Annotated in this window: 16 protein-coding genes and 2 riboswitches; of the genes, 7 read left to right on the top strand and 9 right to left on the bottom strand. The window is 66.3% G+C overall.

Features of this window, described 5'->3' with window-relative positions; all coding sequences use genetic code 11:
* Positions 1 to 86 precede the first annotated feature (86 nt).
* From IEX43_RS19060 to gcvP, 5 genes are all read right to left on the bottom strand, one after another.
* A complete protein-coding gene (locus IEX43_RS19060; protein ID WP_188813624.1) occupies positions 87 to 1,520 on the bottom strand; it encodes an L-serine ammonia-lyase in 1,434 nt (477 codons plus the stop codon).
* Positions 1,521 to 1,629: 109 nt separating this feature from the next.
* Positions 1,630 to 2,937, bottom strand: a complete 1,308-nt coding sequence (glyA, locus tag IEX43_RS19055; RefSeq protein ID WP_308422256.1) for a serine hydroxymethyltransferase — start codon at positions 2,935 to 2,937, stop codon at positions 1,630 to 1,632.
* A gap of 26 nt (positions 2,938 to 2,963) precedes the next feature.
* The gene (gcvH, locus tag IEX43_RS19050; RefSeq protein WP_188813622.1) at positions 2,964 to 3,347 is read right to left on the bottom strand and encodes a glycine cleavage system protein GcvH; all 384 of its coding nucleotides are present in this window, start codon (positions 3,345 to 3,347) and stop codon (positions 2,964 to 2,966) included.
* A gap of 263 nt (positions 3,348 to 3,610) precedes the next feature.
* Complete coding sequence (gcvT, locus tag IEX43_RS19045; protein WP_188813620.1) at positions 3,611 to 4,744, bottom strand: glycine cleavage system aminomethyltransferase GcvT; 1,134 nt, start codon at positions 4,742 to 4,744, stop codon at positions 3,611 to 3,613.
* Between the two features lie 10 nt (positions 4,745 to 4,754).
* The gene (gene gcvP / locus IEX43_RS19040; RefSeq protein WP_188813618.1) at positions 4,755 to 7,607 is read right to left on the bottom strand and encodes an aminomethyl-transferring glycine dehydrogenase; all 2,853 of its coding nucleotides are present in this window, start codon (positions 7,605 to 7,607) and stop codon (positions 4,755 to 4,757) included.
* A 52-nt stretch (positions 7,608 to 7,659) separates the two neighbouring features.
* Positions 7,660 to 7,767, bottom strand: a riboswitch (glycine riboswitch).
* 1 nt (position 7,768) lies between these two features.
* Positions 7,769 to 7,866: riboswitch (glycine riboswitch) on the bottom strand.
* A 277-nt stretch (positions 7,867 to 8,143) separates the two neighbouring features.
* Between gcvP and IEX43_RS19035 the strand changes: the two genes are divergently transcribed.
* Positions 8,144 to 9,100, top strand: coding sequence for a zinc-binding dehydrogenase (locus IEX43_RS19035; protein ID WP_188813616.1), 957 nt, complete (start codon positions 8,144 to 8,146; stop codon positions 9,098 to 9,100).
* Positions 9,101 to 9,175: 75 nt separating this feature from the next.
* Here IEX43_RS19035 and IEX43_RS19030 read toward each other — a convergent pair whose 3' ends face one another.
* Complete coding sequence (locus IEX43_RS19030) at positions 9,176 to 9,484, bottom strand: hypothetical protein (protein ID WP_188813614.1); 309 nt, start codon at positions 9,482 to 9,484, stop codon at positions 9,176 to 9,178.
* Between the two features lie 178 nt (positions 9,485 to 9,662).
* Here IEX43_RS19030 and IEX43_RS19025 point away from each other — a divergent pair, with 178 nt between their 5' ends.
* Positions 9,663 to 9,947 carry a DUF427 domain-containing protein gene (locus IEX43_RS19025; RefSeq protein WP_174174902.1) on the top strand — a complete coding sequence of 95 codons (285 nt, stop codon included), beginning with the start codon at positions 9,663 to 9,665 and terminating at the stop codon, positions 9,945 to 9,947.
* A gap of 165 nt (positions 9,948 to 10,112) precedes the next feature.
* Complete coding sequence (locus IEX43_RS19020; protein WP_188813612.1) at positions 10,113 to 11,459, top strand: MBL fold metallo-hydrolase; 1,347 nt, start codon at positions 10,113 to 10,115, stop codon at positions 11,457 to 11,459.
* Between the two features lie 79 nt (positions 11,460 to 11,538).
* Here IEX43_RS19020 and IEX43_RS19015 read toward each other — a convergent pair whose 3' ends face one another.
* Complete coding sequence (locus tag IEX43_RS19015; RefSeq protein ID WP_188813610.1) at positions 11,539 to 12,312, bottom strand: GOLPH3/VPS74 family protein; 774 nt, start codon at positions 12,310 to 12,312, stop codon at positions 11,539 to 11,541.
* A 115-nt stretch (positions 12,313 to 12,427) separates the two neighbouring features.
* Here IEX43_RS19015 and IEX43_RS19010 point away from each other — a divergent pair, with 115 nt between their 5' ends.
* From IEX43_RS19010 to arsA, 3 genes are all read left to right on the top strand, one after another.
* The gene (locus tag IEX43_RS19010) at positions 12,428 to 12,748 is read left to right on the top strand and encodes a hypothetical protein (RefSeq protein ID WP_188813608.1); all 321 of its coding nucleotides are present in this window, start codon (positions 12,428 to 12,430) and stop codon (positions 12,746 to 12,748) included.
* A 125-nt stretch (positions 12,749 to 12,873) separates the two neighbouring features.
* A complete protein-coding gene (locus tag IEX43_RS19005) occupies positions 12,874 to 14,121 on the top strand; it encodes an NYN domain-containing protein (RefSeq protein WP_188813606.1) in 1,248 nt (415 codons plus the stop codon).
* Positions 14,122 to 14,259: 138 nt separating this feature from the next.
* A complete protein-coding gene (gene arsA / locus IEX43_RS19000; protein WP_188813604.1) occupies positions 14,260 to 16,023 on the top strand; it encodes an arsenical pump-driving ATPase in 1,764 nt (587 codons plus the stop codon).
* Positions 16,024 to 16,084: 61 nt separating this feature from the next.
* Here the strand turns inward: arsA and IEX43_RS18995 are convergent, their stop codons facing one another.
* Positions 16,085 to 16,429, bottom strand: coding sequence for a hypothetical protein (locus IEX43_RS18995; RefSeq protein ID WP_188813602.1), 345 nt, complete (start codon positions 16,427 to 16,429; stop codon positions 16,085 to 16,087).
* 97 nt (positions 16,430 to 16,526) lie between these two features.
* On the bottom strand, positions 16,527 to 16,661 hold the full coding sequence (locus IEX43_RS20470) for a hypothetical protein (RefSeq protein WP_268238380.1): 135 nt from the start codon (positions 16,659 to 16,661) through the stop codon (positions 16,527 to 16,529).
* A gap of 725 nt (positions 16,662 to 17,386) precedes the next feature.
* Between IEX43_RS20470 and IEX43_RS18990 the strand changes: the two genes are divergently transcribed.
* Positions 17,387 to 18,391: a M10 family metallopeptidase domain-containing protein gene (locus IEX43_RS18990; protein WP_229666545.1), complete on the top strand. Its 1,005-nt coding sequence runs from the start codon at positions 17,387 to 17,389 to the stop codon at positions 18,389 to 18,391.
* Positions 18,392 to 18,417: the final 26 nt, after the last annotated feature.

Raw genomic sequence — 18,417 nt, 5'->3', positions numbered from 1 at the left:
ACGCTCCACCGGAACAGCAGAATTGCGCTGTTCAACGCGCAAAAGCTTCCGGCCTTCAGGTGCCAATGTCATTTGTTGTACTTCCTTCAGCATTCGACGACGTTGACGGCGAGGCCGCCCATGGCCGTTTCCTTGTATTTGGAGCTCATGTCCTTACCGGTCTCGCGCATGGTCACGATGACCTCATCCAGCGAGACGCGGTGGGAGCCGTCGCCCCAGAGCGCCATCTTCGCGGCGTTGATCGCCTTCGCCGCCGCGATCGCGTTCCGCTCGATACACGGAACCTGGACCAGCCCGCCGATCGGATCACACGTCAACCCCAGGTTGTGCTCCATCGCGATCTCCGCCGCGTTCTCCACCTGCGCCGGGGACCCGCCCATCACCTCAGCCAGGCCCGCAGCAGCCATCGACGACGCCGACCCCACCTCGCCCTGGCACCCCACCTCAGCACCCGAAATGGACGCCTGCTCCTTATACAGCACCCCCACAGCGCCGGCGGCGAGCAGGAACCTGACCACCACATCATCCCGGTCCTGCTGGGAGGCGTTCTCCATCCCCGGCGCGAAATGCAGCGCGTAATACAGCACCGCCGGAATAATCCCCGCCGCACCGTTCGTCGGCGCCGTCACCACCCGGCCCCCGGACGCGTTCTCCTCATTCACCGCCAAGGCGACCAAGTTAACCCACTCCTGCCAATACTTCGGATCATGGAACTCCCCCGCCCCGTCCTGGCGGTCACCGGCGGGCCGGGCGCTTTCCTTCCGCAACCGGTCATACCAGTCAGGGGCCCGCCGCCGGACCTTCAACCCGCCCGGCAACACCCCCTCACGCTTCAGGGACGTGGCCACACACCCCTCCATCACCGAGTAGATGTGCAGCAGGCCCGCCCGGATCTCCTCCGGGGTGCGGCTGTCCTCCTCGTTGACCCGCATCACCTCACTGATCCCCAGCCCGGTCTCCCGGCAATGCTCCAGCAACTCCGCCGCGGTCCGGAACGGCAGCGGCAGCTCCTTCTTGGACTCCTCCAACTCCTGCAGCGCCGCGTCCTCCTCACCCTCACGGACAATGAACCCGCCACCCACCGAGAAAAACGTGGCGCTGTGCAGGACGTTGCCGTCGGCGTCGGAGACCGTAAACGTCATCCCGTTCGTGTGCCGCGGCAGGACCGTCAACGGCCGCAGCACCATATCCTTCACCCCGTACGGCAAAGCCACCGCACCGGCCAGCTGCAGCATCCCGGTCTCCGCGATCGTGGCCAGCCGCTCCTCCACCTCATCGGGCAGGATCAGCTCCGGATGGAACCCCTCCAACCCCAACAAAATGGCAGTCATCGTCCCGTGCCCATGACCCGTCGCCGCCAACGACCCATACAGATCCACCCGCAACGACGCCACCCCCGCCAACACCCCGGAGCCCTTCAACTCCCCGGCGAACACAGCAGCAGCCCGCATCGGCCCCACAGTATGAGACGACGAAGGCCCGATCCCAATAGAAAAAAGATCAAAAACGCCAACAGCCATGACGGGTTTTCCTAACTAAAAACGAACGTGCCCGGATCAAGAGTTTTTGTCCAGATATGCAGACCTAAACACCCCCACACCCTGCATACCTGGACAAAAACTCCAAAGACTACGCGAGGTTCGCGATGCCCGGGTAGAGCGGGTGGGCGGCGGCGAGGGCATCGACGCGGTGACGCAGCCCCGAAAGGTCCGTTCCGGCGTCGGCCGTCAATGCTTTGGCAATGATGTCCGCAACCTCGCGGAAGGCGGCCTCGCCGAAGCCGCGGGTGGCGAGCGCCGGGGTGCCGATGCGCAGGCCGGAGGTGACCATGGGCGGGCGCGGGTCGAAGGGGACGGCGTTGCGGTTGACGGTGATGTCGATTTCCGCGAGCCGGTCCTCAGCCTGCTGGCCGTTCAGCTCACAGTTGCGCAGGTCAACGAGGACCAGGTGCACGTCGGTGCCACCGGAGACCACGCTAATCCCTTTGGCGGTGACGTCGGGCTGGACCAGGCGCTCGGCCAGGATCCGGGCACCGGCCAGGACGCGTTCCTGGCGTTCCTTGAACTCGGCGGACGCGGCGATCTTGAACGCCACGGCCTTGCCCGCAATGACGTGTTCCAGCGGGCCGCCCTGCTGGCCCGGAAACACAGCGGAGTTGACCTTCTTGGCGATGTCGGCGTCGTTCGTCAGGATGATGCCGCCACGGGGACCGGCGAGGGTCTTGTGCGTGGTGGAGGTGGTGACGTGGGCGTGCGGCACCGGTGACGGGTGGAGACCGGCGGCCACGAGTCCGGCGAAGTGCGCCATGTCCACCATCAGGTATGCACCCACGGAATCGGCGATCCGGCGGAACTCGGCGAAGTCCAGCTGCCGGGCGTAGGCGGACCAGCCGGCCACGATCAGGGCAGGCCTTGTTTCCCGGGCCAGGCGCTCCACCTCGGCCATGTCCACCGTGTGGGTGTCCTCGCGGACGCCGTACGGGACCACGTTGTAGAGCTTGCCGGAGAAGTTGATCTTCATGCCGTGCGTGAGGTGCCCGCCGTGGGCAAGGTTCAGGCCCATGACGGTGTCGCCCGGCTTGATCAGTGCGTGCATCACCGAGGCGTTTGCCTGGGCGCCGGAGTGCGGCTGCACGTTGGCGAACCCTGCGCCGAACAGTGCCTTGATGCGGTCGATGGCGAGCTGTTCGATGACGTCAACGTGCTCGCAGCCGCCGTAGTAGCGCTTGCCCGGGTAGCCCTCGGCGTACTTGTTGGTGAGCACCGAGCCCTGCGCCTGCATGACGGCGGCGGCCGTGTGGTTCTCGGAAGCGATCATCTCCAGGCCGTCGCGCTGGCGGGTCAGCTCGTCGTCGATCTTTGCCGCGATCTCCGGGTCCAGCACGGAGAGGTCCGCGTCCAGGGACGGCGAGACCACCTGCTCGAATGCGGCAGCCACTGTGCCGGCGCCTGCGGCCGCGGGGCTCACAGCTCGCCGCCGTTGGCTGCCGCGTACTCTTCAGCGGACATGAGCGGGCCTTCCTCGGTGACGGCCACCTTGAAGAGCCAGCCGGCGCCGTAGGGATCGTTGTTGATCAGCGCGGGGTCGGAGACGACGTCGTCGTTGATCTCCGCAACCTCGCCGGTAACGGGGGCGTAGAGGTCGGAGACGGACTTGGTGGATTCCACCTCGCCGCAGGTTTCCCCCGCGGTCACGGTGGAGCCGACCTCGGGCAGGTCCACGTAGACGATGTCGCCCAGGGCTTCGGCGGCTACCGCGGAGATGCCGATGTTGGCGGGTCCGGAGCCGTCAGCAGCAACCCATTCGTGCTCGGCGGAGTACTTCAGTTCAGCAACAACTTTTGCCATGGTGTGTTTCCTTCAATCTGGTGTGTGAAAAGTGAGAGAGCGTCGGGCCAGACCGCGCATCAAATGAGAGAGCGTCGGGTCAAACCGCTCATCAAGTGAGAGAGCGTCGGGGTAAAACCGACATCAAATGAGAGAGCGTCCGGCCCCTTTGGGTCCGGCCTCCGGCAGCATGCTCCCCACCGTCTCCCTAGCCTCGCAAGCTCGGCCAGGGAACCCTGACGGCGTGGGCCCAGCACTACGAAAAGTGCAGGGTGATGTTTTGGTTACTTCTGGCGCTTGTAGAACGGGAGGGCTACTACTTCGAAGGGCTCGGGCTTGCCGCGGAGGTCGATGTCCAGGGCGGTGCCGGGTTCTGAGTGTTCGACGTCGACGTAGGCCAGGGCGATCGGGTAGCCGAGGGTGGGTGAAGGCTGGCCGGAGGTCACCTCGCCCACGACGTTGCCGTCCTTGAGGACCGGATAGTGGCTGCGGCCGGCGCGGCGGCCCAGGCCCTTGAGGCCCACCAGCTTCCGGCCGGACGTGGAGCCTGCGCCGAGAGCCTTGAGTTCGGCCAGCACAGCCTTGCCAACAAAGTCGGACTCCTTCTTGAGCGAGACAACCGGGCCCAGTCCTGCGGCGTAGGGGTTCCCCTCGCGGGAAAGCTCGTTGCCGTAGAGGGGCATGCCGGCTTCCAGGCGGAGCGAGTCGCGGCAGGCGAGGCCGGCGGGGATGAGCCCATGGCCGTCGCCGGCTTCCAGCAGCGCTTCCCACAGGCCTGCGGCGTCCCCGTTCGGGACGTAGATCTCGAAGCCGTCCTCGCCGGTGTACCCGGTGCGGGCCAGGAGCAGGTCCTGGACAGCGCCGTTGACGGTAATGCCTACTTCAACGGCCGCGTAGTATTTCAGCTCAGTCACCAGGGAGTGCTGCTCGGCAGGGACCAACGTCAGGAGGATGGCCTCGGCGTTCGGGCCCTGCACGGCGATGAGGGAGATCTCGGCGGAGACGTCGTCAACAACAACGTCGAAGCCCGCGGCCCGCTCGGCGAGTGCGGCGGCGACCACCGCTGCGTTGCCGGCGTTGGGAACCACCAGGTACTTCTGTTCGCCTCGCCGGTAGGAGATGAGGTCATCGATGATGCCGCCGTCCTCCTGGCAGATCAGCGAGTACTTGGCCTTGCCAACTGCAACGGCGGACAGCTTCCCCGCGAGGGCGTAGTCCAGGAAGGCTGCGGCGTCGGGGCCGGTGACCCAGACTTCGCCCATGTGGGAGAGGTCGAACAGGCCGGCGGCGTTGCGGACGGCGTGGTGCTCGGCCAGTTCGGAGCTGTACTTCAGGGGCATCTGCCAGCCGCCGAAATCGGTGAAGGAGGCGCCGGCCAGTTTGTGCTGCTCATACAGAGCTGTGTAGTTCTCAGTCATCAGGAAATCCTTAGTTTTCAAACTCGGAAAGCGGAGGGCAGGAGCACACCAGGTTGCGGTCTCCCGCTGCACCGTCGATGCGGCCAACGGGCGGGAAGTACTTGTCCTGCCGCAGGGAGGACAAGGGGAAGGCTGCCTGCTCGCGCGGGTACGTCCGGTCCCAGTCGGAAGAGACGACGGCGGCGGCCGTGTGGGGTGCGTTGCGCAGCGGGCTGTTGGTCACGGTGAAGTCGCCGTTGGCAACCTGGTCGATTTCCTTGCGGATGGTGATCATGGCTTCGATGAAGCGGTCGATCTCCGCGAGGTCCTCGGACTCGGTGGGTTCAACCATCAGGGTGCCCGCTACCGGGAAGGAGAGCGTGGGGGCGTGGAAGCCGAAGTCGATGAGCCGTTTGGCCACGTCCTCCGCGGTCACGCCGGTCTGGGCCGTCAGGTCGCGCAGGTCCAGGATGCACTCGTGCGCCACCAGCCCGGTTTCACCGGTGTAGAGGACGGGGAAGTACTCGTTCAGCCGTGCTGCGACGTAGTTGGCTGCCAGCAGCGCCGACTTGGTGGCCTCGGTCAGGCCCTGGCCGCCCATCAGCTTCACGTAGGCCCAGGAAATCGGGAGCACACCAGCTGAGCCAAAGCGCGAAGCGGAAATCGCAACGCCATGCCCGGCTTCATGGGCGGCCTTGTTTGCATCACCGGGCATGAAGGGTGCCAGGTGTGCCTTGGCAGCAACGGGTCCGACGCCGGGTCCGCCGCCGCCGTGCGGGATGCAGAAGGTCTTGTGCAGGTTCAGGTGCGACACGTCGCCACCGAACTTGCCCGGCTGCGCCAGGCCAACGAGGGCGTTCAGGTTGGCGCCGTCAACGTACACCTGGCCGCCGGCGGCGTGGATCGCGTCGCAGACCTCGCGGACATCGGAGTCGTACACGCCGTGCGTGGACGGGTAGGTGATCATGATCGCCGAAAGGACGTCCTTGTGGGCTTCGATCTTCGCGGCAAGGTCGGTGTGGTCGATGGTGCCGTCGGCAGCGGTGGCCACCACAACAACCTTCATGCCCGCCAGGACAGCGGACGCGGCGTTGGTGCCGTGAGCAGAAGCGGGGATCAGGCAGACGTTGCGCTGCTGGTCGCCGCGGGAGTGGTGGTAGCCGCGGATTGCCAGCAGGCCGGCCAGTTCACCCTGGGAGCCGGCGTTGGGCTGGATGGACACCTGGTCGTACCCGGTGATCTCGGCGAGGTCGGCTTCGAGCCCGGCAATGAGCTCGCGCCAGCCTTCGGTCTGGGAGTCCGGAGCGAACGGGTGGATGGAGGCGAACTCCGGCCAGGAGATGGCTTCCATCTCGGCCGTGGCGTTCAGCTTCATGGTGCACGAACCCAGCGGGATCATGGTGCGGTCCAGCGCCAGGTCACGGTCGGAGAGGCGGCGGATGTAACGCAGCAGCTGGGTCTCGGAGCGGTGCGTATTGAACACCGGGTGCTGCAGGTAGGTGGAGGTGCGCAGCACGGACTCCGGCAGCTCAAAGCCCTCGCCGGAAACAACCGGACCGGCGCCAAAGGCGACCGCCACCGCGGAGAGGACCTCCGGCGTCGTGGTTTCATCAACGGACACGCCAACCGTGTCCGCGTCGATGAGGCGCAGGTTGATGCCGCGGGCCTCGGCGGCCGTGATCACCTTGGCAGCCTTGCCGGGCACGCGGACGGTGAGGGTGTCGAAGAAGGACTCGGACACCAGTTCGCGGCCAGCTGTCTTCAGCGTCGCTGCCAGGGCGCGGGCGTTGTGGTGGACGGTTTCGGCGATGGCCTTCAGGCCGTCAGGGCCGTGGTAGACGGCGTAGAAGGAGGAGACGATGGCCAGCAGTGCCTGCGCGGTGCAGATGTTGGACGTGGCCTTCTCGCGGCGGATGTGCTGCTCGCGGGTCTGCAGGGCCAGGCGGTAGGCCGGGACGCCGGCGTTGTCCTTGGACACGCCCACGATGCGGCCGGGCAGGGTGCGTTCCATGCCTTCGCGGACGGCCATATAGGCGGCGTGCGGTCCGCCAAAGAACAACGGCACGCCGAAACGCTGGGTGGAGCCGACGGCGATGTCCGCACCCTGCTCGCCCGGAGGGGTGATCAGGGTGAGGGCCAGGAGGTCGGCGGCGACCGTGACCAGTGCGCCGCGTTCCTTGGCCTCGGCGATCACACCGGACTGGTCCCAGACCCGGCCGGAGACGCCGGGCTGCTGCAGGACTACGCCGTTGATGTCGCCTTCGGGCAGTCCGCCCGTGAGGTCCGCGACCTCCACCTCGAAGCCAAGTGCCTCGGCGCGGCCCAGCACGATGGCGATGGTCTGCGGGAGAAGGTCGGCGTCCAGGACGGTCTTGCCGTCCTTCGCCGTCTTGGACTTGTTGGCGCGGCGCATCAAGAGCACGGCTTCGGCCACGGCGGTGGCCTCGTCGAGGAGGGAGGCGTTGGCCACCGGGAGCGCGGTGAGGTCCTGGACCATGGTCTGGAAGTTGAGCAGCGCCTCAAGCCGGCCCTGGGAAATCTCCGGCTGGTACGGGGTGTAGGCGGTGTACCAGGCGGGGGCTTCAAGGATGTTGCGGCGGATTACCGGCGGGGTAACAGTGTCGAAGTAGCCCTGGCCGATCATCTGCACGGCCATCTTGTTCTTGCCGGCCAGCTTGCGGAGCTCGGCGAGGACCTGGACTTCGCTGAGGGCGCCCTCAAGGGTGAGCGGCTTGTCCTGGCGGATGGAATCCGGAACCGCGCTGTCCACGAGGCCATCGAGGCTGTCGTAGCCGACGGCCTTGAGCATGGTGTCGATATCGGTCTGGCGGCGCGCGCCGATATGGCGGTCAGCGAAGGTGGTTGGGGACGATTGAACCGTCATGAGAGGAACTCCATAATTCAGGTGGCGCCTTAGCACCACGTTGATTCGGGTTCCTCCCCGCTCTGTATTGGACCTGAGAGTTTTGCGTTGCCCTGCTGTTCAGCGGGGCGCCACTTGCACCGTCGGTGAGCCCGGTTGCCCGGACTGCTTTCCAGAGTTGCCTTGCCGCGGCGGTACGTGGGCCTGAGAGATTCCTGGGGAGGATTTGCTCCTACGGCGCCTGCAGAACGTACCGGCAGGACTCTCCCGCCGCAGATCATAAGCATGTGCCACTGGTGGGTGACACGGCTCACAGAATATCGTGTTGCCGTGGCGGATGCAACTTGCCACCGCAAAAGACGGCATCACGACGGCGGGACGCGCCCGCGCCGTCCATCCCGCCAACCCGCAAGGCAGCGCCCGCAACGAAAGTCCCAGCAATATGACCCGCCCGTGAGCCTTGCCACAATCGGCATCCGGTTGCCATAAGCAGGCGTAAGGTTAGCCACATGCATGCATATGCATGAATTTATCCATGAACGCAAAGGAGACGTCCCATGAAGGCATGGCAGTTCACCGGCACCAACAATCCACTCCAGCTCAACGAGGTCGCAGAGCCCGCCGCCGGTCCCGGCCAGGTGGTTGTCAACGTCAAGGCCGCCGGGGTGTGCCACTCCGATGTCACAGCGATTGACGACGCCGGATGGATGCCCCTCTTCCCGGAACTCCCCCGCACCATGGGCCACGAAAACGCGGGAGTAATTACCGAAGTGGGCGAAGGCATGGAGCACTGGAAGGTCGGCGACAGGGTAGGCCTCTCCCCCGTCATGGGTGATGGCGACGCAATCGGCTACGGAAAGTGGGACGGCGGCTTTGGCCCCAAGCTGCTTGCCACGGACGACAACCTGGTCAGGCTGCCGGATGAGGTTTCCTTTGAGCTTGGCGCCATGGCAACAGATGCCGGGCTCACGGCATACCACGCCATCATGGCCGTCGGCGGAGCCAAGGCCGGGATGAAGGTTGGCGTGATCGGGCTCGGCGGCCTGGGCTACATCGGCGCCCGCGTCGCCGTACTGGCAGGTGCCGAGGTGTACGGCGCGGAAGTGAATCCCGAAACCCAAAAGCTGGCCGACGAGATCGGCCTTGCCGGAGTCGCCGCCTCCATCGACGCATTCAAGGACAAGGACCTCGACCTGATCGTGGACTACGCCGGTTTTGGCACCACGACCGCTGCGGCCCTTGAGACCCTCGCCGAATTTGGCACGCTGGTCCAGGTGGGCATGGGACGCCTCGAGGCGACCATCAACACCTACCCGCTGATCATCAAGCAACTGTCCATCAAGGGCTCCAAATCGGGCACCAAGGAGGACCTCGAGAACCTCTACGCCCTGATGAAGTCAGGCCAGCTGAATCCGCCGATGAACCTGATTACCCAGGCAGACATCCCCGGCGCCATCGACAAGCTGCGCAAGGGCGGCGTTGTTGGCCGCTTCATCGCCGTCTACGGGGGCTGACCCCCACGCGTAATCCGGGGACGGAGGCGGAGGGCACGTCCCGCCGCCTCCAGCTTTGCCCCGCAGGCTGGTGCCCTACCGGCTCTCGGCGCCGTTCCTCCTGCCGAGCCGGTATCCGGCCCAGAATGCGAGCAGCAGCAGGCCCACGACGGCGATGGCCAGGCCCGCCTGCGTCCCCGGGCTAAGAAACGCCATGCCGGTGCCGGAGAAGGGCTGGTTGCTCAGCGGCGCGTAGGCGAACCAGCCGATATAAGTGTTCCTGTTGAGCCAGGCCACCAAAAATCCCACAAGCAGGACGAGGAGCCCCGCGATCGGCAGGACCACACCCGGGATCCGGGCCGGTTTCCGTGGCTGCTGTTCTCCAGATGTGCTGTTGTCCCCCATGCAGGCGAGTCTAGTCGGGCTGCCGGCCGCGTCGCGCCGTCGGGCGCTCCCGGGACCGCCCTCCCCCGAGGCCAGGGAATGAACCCAGCCTGGGGGAACAAGCCGGACGGGCGCGGCGTTGGGATACCTACGACACGTCCGCCGCCAGCTGCGCGGCACCCAACAGAACGGAACCCCCATGGTCAGGGCTATCTGGAACGGAAAAGTCATAGCTGAATCCACGGACACCGTGGTGGTGGAGGGCAACCACTACTTCCCCCGCGACGCCGTCAACGCCGGCTACTTGAGGGACAGTGACCTGTATTCCGTCTGCCCCTGGAAAGGCCGGGCCAGCTACCACACGCTGGAAGTGGACGGGAAGGTCAACGTGGATGCGGCCTGGTTCTACCCTGAGCCAAAGCCCCGCGCCAAGCAGATCGAGGACCGGATCGCGTTCTGGCGCGGTGTCACCATCGAGGGCTAGCAGGCCTTCCCCTCACGCGGGAGCCGCCTGGGGCAAGAGGACGACGGCGGGACCTCCCGCCGTCGTCCGCTTCCGTTTGAGGGGTCCCGGACGGGTCTACCGGCCGGTGGTGGCCCGGCGGTAACGTGACGATCAGGCTGACACCCGTTCGAGGAGGAACCCGGCATGGAAGTCATCACGATCGAAACGCCGCAGCTGGGCGACCGCACCTACCTGGTGCATGACGGCGCGGTGGGAGTGGTCATCGATCCCCAGCGGGACACGGACAGGGTGGAAAAGGCCGTCTCGGACGCAGGTGTGCGGATCACGCACGTGGCCGAGACCCACATCCACAACGACTACGTCACCGGCGGGCTCCAGCTGGCCCAGGACCACAACGCCGCCTACCTGGTCAACGCCGCGGACGACGTCCCGTACGGCCGCCAGCCGATCTCGGACGGGGAAACGGTGCAAGTGGGACGGATGGTCCTCAAAGCCGTGGCCACGCCGGGGCACACCCACCACCACCTCTCCTACATCGTGACGGACGGTGACCGGCAGGCTGTGTTCTCCGGAGGAAGCCTGCTCTACGGTTCCGTGGGCCGCACCGACCTGGTCAGCGAGGAAGACACCGTGCCGCTCACCCACCACCAGTACAGGTCGGTCCGGCGGCTGGTGGATGAAGCGGGTGGGGACGCCGGGCTCTACCCCACCCACGGTTTCGGTTCCTTCTGCTCCTCTGGCCCGGCCAGCGGGGCGGAATCCTCCACCATCGGCGAGCAGCTGCAGGAAAACCATGCCCTGACGGACCCGGACGAGGACCATTTTGTCCGTGAGCTGATCCACAACCTCACGGCCTATCCGTCCTATTACGCCCATATGGCCCCCATCAACATGGCCGGCCCCACCGCGCCGGACCTGGACCTGCCCGACTCGCTGGACCAGGATGAGCTGGTGTCCCGGCTGGAGCGGGGCGAGTGGGTGGTGGACCTGAGGAACCGGGTGGCCTTTGCCAGCACCCACCTGAGCGGCAGCCTCAGCTTCGAGTACGGGGACGGCACCCAGTTCACCGCCTTCCTGGGCTGGGTCCTGCCCTGGGACGAACAGCTGACGCTGGTGGGTGAACGCCAGGATGTGGAGAACGCCATCCGGGACCTGTCCCGCATCGGCATCGACAACCCGGACGCGGCCATCGGCGCCGGCCCAGCGGACCTCGCACCGCAGGCGGCAACCTCCTCGTATGACAGCGTCGGCTGGCAAGAGGTGCTGCAGAAGCCCAAGGATGATCCCATCCTCGATGTCCGCCGCACCGACGAGTTCAACGAGTCACACATCCAGGAGGCGGTGAACATCCCGCTCCACGAGCTGCTCCGGCGCATGGACGAGGTACCCGCCGGCCGGCTGTGGGTGCACTGCGGCTCCGGTTACCGCTCCGCCGTGGCCGCCAGTCTCCTGCAGCGGACCGGCCGCGACGTGGTGCACATTGACGCCAGCTTCCGCGGCCTAAAGAAGGCCGGCTTCACGCTGGCGTGAACCAGCAATGGTGGGCGGACGACGGCGGCACGTCCCGCCGTCGTCCGCTTGCGTTGTGCACTGACTAAAGGGGTGCCGCCTACAGGGTTGCGGCTTCCTCCTCCGCCAGCCTGATCATGCGGAGTTCATCCTCCACAGCGCGGGACGGCCAGTAGTCCTTGGCCAGCTCGCTGGCCCGGACCCGGTCCGCTTCCGGGAAGAGCTTGCCGAGCAGCCCCGCCGCCTGCATCAGGGCGATCAGCGCTATGGTCCTGGCCTCGGGCGCCGTGGTTCCGGGCTTCGTAGTCCCGGGCTTCGCGGCCTCCGGCCCTGCGGCTTCCGGCCCTGTGCCAGCAGCTGCGCCCTCAGCTTCCCCGTCCTCAGCCGCGCCGGTATCCGGCGGCTGCAGGTTGGACGGCGCAGCCCTGAGTGCTGTCCGGATCTTTTCCAGCAGCGCGGCCTCGGGGGCATGGTCCTTTTCCGGATACCGCGCGGCCCGGAAACGGCCCAGGTGCTTCTCGCCGACGTGTTCCACGATGCCCGCCGACGCCATCTGCTCGTAGATGCGCTGCGTCTGGGCACGGCCTTCCAGCATGGAGACCCAGCGCCTGGCGCTGTGCGGCCGCGACTTGCCGCGGATGAGCTCCAGCTCGTGCTGGAGCTCCGTGTCAGGTGTGGCACCCGTAGCCCGGACGTGCTTGCCCTGCAGCTCGATGGCACCGACCAGGTCCAGCTCGGCCAGGATTGCCCCTGCCAGCGTGGTCCTGAGTGCGAACACCGGAACTTCGGGTTTGCCGTCTTTGTCATCGGTGGCCAGGAGGAGGAAGGCTTGGGGAAGGCTCAGTTCAACCGCTTGGGGTGTTTCCGCGTTCATGGCACCATGGTGCGCCCGCACAGCGGCACCCGCTACGGCCAAAGTACCTGTTTCCCCCACGGACGCAGGTTTAAGCTGGTATCACAACGTCCCTTCCAGCGCCGCGGAGGCCGCCATGGACACCGAAACCGCCGATGTGGCTGGCCATGACGTCACCACCATTACCTGCGTCTGCGGGAACACCGTCAGCAAGGACGGCCTGATCCAGGCCAACGCGCAGGGCATCCCCGTCCACTCAGGAGATTCCCCTGCCCCGCCGGAGCTGGCGGAGTGGCCCGCGGACGAGGACCTTTACACCCTCTGCCCCTCCTGCGGCCGCGTCTACCGTGACGCCGTCATCGAGGAAACAGGAACCGCGCCCGTCGCTTTCCGGGTCGACGTGAAGGAGGCACCCATTGCGGAGGCCATCCGGGTCCACTGGAACCTAAGCACCTAAGCGGCCGAGCACCTAAGCACCTCAGCCAAGAGGGAAGCGGACGACGGCGGAACCTCCCGTCCTCCGCTTGCGTGTCGCACCCGGAGGGGCTGCCCGCCCCGCCGCGATGCTGGCACACTGGGCCAATGAACGAGGCACTCTCCCCCTCCCGCCGGCCCGGCATCCGGGCCGCGATGTTTGTTGATTTCGACAACGTGTTCACCGGCCTGCAGGCCCTGGACCCGCTGGCGGCGAAGCGGTTTGCCGAGGACCCCAAGCATTGGGCGGATGCGTTGTCAGCCGGCGGGTCCGGGGAGGGTGCCCGCCGCTTCCTGATCCGCAACTGCTACCTGAACCCGATGGTGTACTCGAAGTACCGGACCTACTGGACCCGCGCCGGTTTCCGGGTGATCGACTGCCCGTCGCTGACGCAACGGGGCAAGAGCAGCACGGACATCAACCTGGTGCTGGACGCGATGGACGCGCTGTCCGGCAGCGGCGGGATCGAGGAGTTCTTCATCGCCTCGGCCGATGCCGACTTCACGTCCCTGATCCAGCGGTTCCGTGCCGCAGACCGGATGACCACCGTGATCGCTGCCGGCGCCGTGGCCTTCGCCTACCGGGAGATGGCGGACCATGTGGTGGAGTCGCACGACTTCGTGGCGATCCTCCACGGCACCACCGCCGAACCCATCCACGCCGTGGCGTCCCCGAAGCTGCCGCAGGCCCCTGCCGCTGCCAAGGCAAAAACCAAAGCCAGCTCCCCCGCCGTCCGCGAAGTGCTGGATTTTGTGCGCTCCGCGCCTGGGCCGGTGGTGGGGGCCATGGTGGCGCACCGGGCGCTTACGGCGGAACCTTCCTTGAAGACGGACTGGGGCGGGTTCGGAAAGTTCGGAACGTGGGTTTCCCAGATCGCCAAGGACGTGGAATATTCGGCCGCGCAGGGCGGCTGGGTGTGGGACGCCAAGCGGTTCTCCAGCGAGGATCTTCCGCTGCCTGCGGACCTCCAGCCGCGCGTGGAGGAGCAGGTCACGCGGGTGACGGATGTGCCTGCACTTTCCGCCGCGCAATTCCGGCAGATCTTCACGGCCATGGCAGCCCGGCTTCGGGACCAGCCGGCGCTCAACCGTACCGAACTCTCCCGGCAGGTGCGGGACGACTGCGTCAGCGCCGGCCAGCCGGTCTCCCGCAACGCGGTCAGTTTCGTCCTGCAGGGGCTCGCCTACGCCAATTTCCAGTTCAATGACAGGGCGACCGCGGCGGAACTGGCGGCGGCGTGGACGGCCAACGTGGAGGAACTCTGCCGGGTGGCCCTGCTGGAGTTCGACGCCGGCGAAAAGGCCGCGGTGCGGCGCTGGGCGAGCGGCGGGCTGCTGGAGAACGGACACGCTTAAACGGACGACGGCGGGTGTGGCGCCGGGTGGGCTGGGCGCCGGGTGTGTCGGGCACCGCGTGTGTTGGGTACCGCGTATGTTCAGCACAGGGACGTTCGGCTCTGGGGCCGTCCCCCTCGTGTTGAAAGACTGGCTTGCATGAAGTTCCTCCACAACCCGCCGCGCTTCCTGTTCTTTACCGGAAAAGGCGGGGTGGGCAAGACCTCCGTGGCGTGCGCGTCCGCGCTCTCGCTTGCCCGGGCCGGCCGGAAGGTGCTGCTGGTCAGCACCGACCCCGCGTCCAACATCGGTCAGGTCTTCGGCCTGGCCGTTGGAAACACCGTCACCGCAATTCCGGAGGTGCCGGGCCTCTCTGCCCTGGAAATCGACCCGGAGCAGGCAGCGGAGGCTTACCGGGAGCGGATCCTCGCCCCCGTCCGGGGAGTCCTGCCGGAGACCGAGCTGGCCGGCGTTGCGGAGAGCCTCTCGGGTTCCTGCACCACGGAGGTGGCCTCCTTCGACGAGTTCACCAGTCTCCTCGGGGACGATGCCGCCTATGCGGAGTACAGCCACATCATCTTTGATACGGCCCCGACGGGCCACACCATCCGCCTGCTGCAGCTGCCCGGCTCGTGGACGGATTTCCTTGCCACGGGCGCGGGGGAACCGTCCTGCCTGGGTCCGCTGTCCGGGCTGGACAAGCACAAGGAGGTGTATGCCAGGGCGGTTGAGGCACTCGCCGATCCCCTGCGCACCCGCCTTGTGCTGGTGACCCGGGCGCAGCCGTCGTCCCTGAAGGAGGTGGAGCGCACCTACCTTGAGCTCAACCAGATCGGCATCCGCGGCGGGTACCTGGTGGTAAACGGCGTCCTGCCCGAGGCCGCCGGCGAGGAGGAGCTGGCGAAGGCCTTGCGTGCCCGGGAAGCCGCGGCCATGGAGGCCATTCCCGGGGTGGTCGCGGAGCTCCCCCGCGACGTCCTCGAGCTCAAGCCCGGCAACATGGTGGGTATACCGGCGCTCGAATCCCTGGTTGCTCCCACGGCGGGCGCGGATGCTGAGGAGGGCCCGTCGTCGGCCATTGACATCGAGGACGCACCGCTCGCTGCGCTGGTGGACGGCATTGAGGCCGACGGACACGGGCTGGTGATGTGCATGGGCAAGGGCGGCGTGGGCAAGACGACGGTTGCTGCGGCCATTGCGGTTGCCTTGGCCAGGAGGGGGCACGCGGTCCACCTCACCACCACCGATCCGGCGGCGCACCTTTCCGAAACGCTGCACGGTTCTGTCGCGGGGCTGACCGTCTCCCGCATCGATCCGGCGGCGGCCATCCAGGAATACCGTGCCCACGTGATGGACACCAAGGGCCGGAGCCTGGACGACGAAGGCCGGGCGGCGCTGGCGGAGGACCTGATGTCGCCCTGCACGGACGAGGTTGCGGTGTTCCGGCAGTTCTCCCGGGTTGTCCAGGAGTCCCGGCGGCATTTCGTGGTGATGGACACCGCACCCACCGGGCATACGCTGCTGCTGCTGGATGCCACGGGTTCGTACCACCGGGAGATTTCCCGGCAGGTGGGGGACTCGATGGGATTCGTGACGCCGCTGATGCGCCTCCAGGATCCGGTGGGAACAAAGGTCATCCTGGTGACGCTGGCCGAGACCACGCCCGTGCTGGAGGCGGAGGAACTCAAGGAGGACCTGGAACGGGCCGGGATCCATCCCTGGGCCTGGGTCATCAACAACTCCATCGCCGCCGCCCACCCGCGCTCGCCGTTCCTCCGGGCCCGCGCCGCCCATGAGGCGGACCAGATCACGAAAGTGCGGGCAATCGCGGACAGGGTTGCCCTCATTCCGCTGCTGCCGGAAGAGCCCATTGGCGAGGCGAAACTGACGGCGCTAACGGCCTTCACCAGCGAGCGCGTATAGCAAAAGGTGGGAAAGGACGACGGCGGGACCTCCCGCCGTCGCGCCTTGCCTCCTGCAACGTTTACGCAGCCAGCGGCATGTCGAACAGTTGCTCAGCGAGGCTGATGAGGTGGTGGGGCGCGTCCGTCTCTTCGCCAGGGTTGACGTACCCCAGGAAGAGCGCCGTTCCGTGGATGGTGTCATCCGGCTCGACGCCGGCTTCGCGGATGAGGACTTCCGCCCGCAGGTTGGGAAAGGACCGGCTTCCGTCATTGTTCAGGTAGGCGCGCCAGCCGCGGCCGGCGATGTACCCGATGTTTCCGGCAGCCACTCGCTGAAGTGCTGTGGCGTCCAGAACCAGGGGTCTGAGGTGCACCGGGTGGGCCAGCCGGGCCGGAACCACCAGGGCGTTGCAGGAGAAGTTCATGGCGTGTCCTTGGAACTGAGCACGGGGGGGTGCAGACGGGTGGAGCGCGGGCAGCCGGGCGGGCTAGGAGTTCCGGTCCCGGCTGCCCGCGGGCTTGTTAGCGCTGGTTCTTGCGCGGCTTTGCGAAATTCAGTTCGCTGTTCTCATTTTTAGCCCTTTTATCGGCACGCTTTTCGAGAATTGTCTTGCCGGCCTTTTTTACTGCGCCGCTTTTGGGGGATTTTCCGGACATCGGAATCACGCCTTTCTGTGCTTTGCGTTACCCAGTACAATACCTACTTTTATTTTTTTCGCCAGTCCTTCGCAAACCGCGCGTTTCCGGGCGTCACAGCGCTCACAGCTGCGCGCCGAGCCGCACCAAAATTTTGTGCCACCTTTCCAAAAATGAGCCTTGCCCCCGCAGTTTCACGCCCTCTGGAATTCCCAAATAAAGCCGCAGTCCCACCCCAGGTTAAACGTGACTGCAGGCATCATGCAGACAGGAATTTTCCTGCGGAGGATTAAAAGAAAGGGAGATGGGCCGGAATCATCCACGGGGGTTTGTTGGAGTGAAACGCCCTGGGCGCGGAGGTAGCATGCCTACATGAGCACCCGGGATACTCCTGCACAAATCGGTGACCTACCCCCGATCGGACGCCCAGCAAACAGCGCCCTGCTCGCGGCCGGCGTCAGCTCGCTGGTCCAGGTGGCCGCCTGCAGTCGCAGCGAATTACTCGCTATGCACGGGGTCGGTCCAAAAGCGGTCCGCATTCTGGAGGCTGCACTTGAGGCTCAAGGACTGCGGTTAGCCGGCTGTCCCCCAACAGGGAAGCGATCAGTCCAACTGGGACAGGAGTAGCGGCGCAAAACTACCATGCTCTGCAACGCTCCAACCCACCTGTGGCGGGGGCTGGAACCAGCCATTATGCTGAGCAAACCTATCTCAGGGATGGGTTTGGGGGCACAAGGGGGCAGCCGGTGGTACCGGATTTCGGCAAGAAGGATTTTCCAGGCACGCTTGTTGGTGGACGGAACATCCCGGGCGTCCGGCGTTCGCCGAGCGGGCGCATCCCCCAGTGGGCGATCGATGAGGCCCTCGGGAAGCTGCAGGATCCCGAGCCCTGGCGTAGAGTCACTGCACCAAAGGCAGGGAAAAGACGCGGCTACCGCAGGATCAAACAAGCAGGGACCCGCAAGTGGAGGTCGCGGTCAGCAACGGTCCTGGGCCTCGCGCTCGTTATCGGGCTTTACTTCACTCCCACACTTTTCGACCGGTTTGTCCTGTCCGCTGCACTGCCCCACCTGCCCGGATCAGATGTGCCTCCACCGGGGATCGAAGCTGCTTCGTCTCCGCTCGGCGTCCCGCCTGCCACCACCGGGTCTACCGCGTTCGTCCTGCAGGAGTCTCCTGACCCTGACCGACCATTTGTGGCCTACGACCCGTGCCGCCCGGTCCATTACGTGGTCCGCCCGGATATGGCACCACCGGGTACGGAGCAGCTCATCCAGGAGTCCGTAGCCGCGGTTTCTGCTGCTACCGGACTGCAGTTCGTCTACGACGGGCCTACCTCCGAGGCGCCGTCATTAGACCGCGACGCATACCAGCCTGACCGGTACGGCAAGAAGTGGGCGCCGATCCTGGTTGCGTGGTCCACACCGGGCGAAGCGCCGGAACTGGAAGGGAGGGTTGCGGGGACCGGCGGCAGTTCGTCGATCCAGGTGCCAGGCGAGCCCTACGTGTACGTCAGCGGCCAGGTCCTCCTCGACGCACCGGGCCTCGCGGAAACGCTCGCCTATCCCGACGGGCCGGCCCTGGTTCGGGCTGTCATCATGCATGAGCTGGCGCATGTCGTCGGGCTGGACCACGTCAACGACCCCACCCAGCTGATGTACGAAGAGAACAGCGGGCAGCTGGACTTCGGCGCCGGCGACCGCGCCGGCCCGGCATTGTTGGGGACCGGCGAGTGCGTCCCGCGGATCTGACAGCGGGCTGATCCGCCGGTCCCCCA

The sequence above is a fragment of the Pseudarthrobacter polychromogenes genome (assembly GCF_014644495.1).
Classification (GTDB): Bacteria; Actinomycetota; Actinomycetes; order Actinomycetales; family Micrococcaceae; genus Arthrobacter; species Arthrobacter polychromogenes.
Note: the sequence above shows the minus strand (reverse complement) of the source record. Positions and strands in the feature narration are given on the sequence as shown.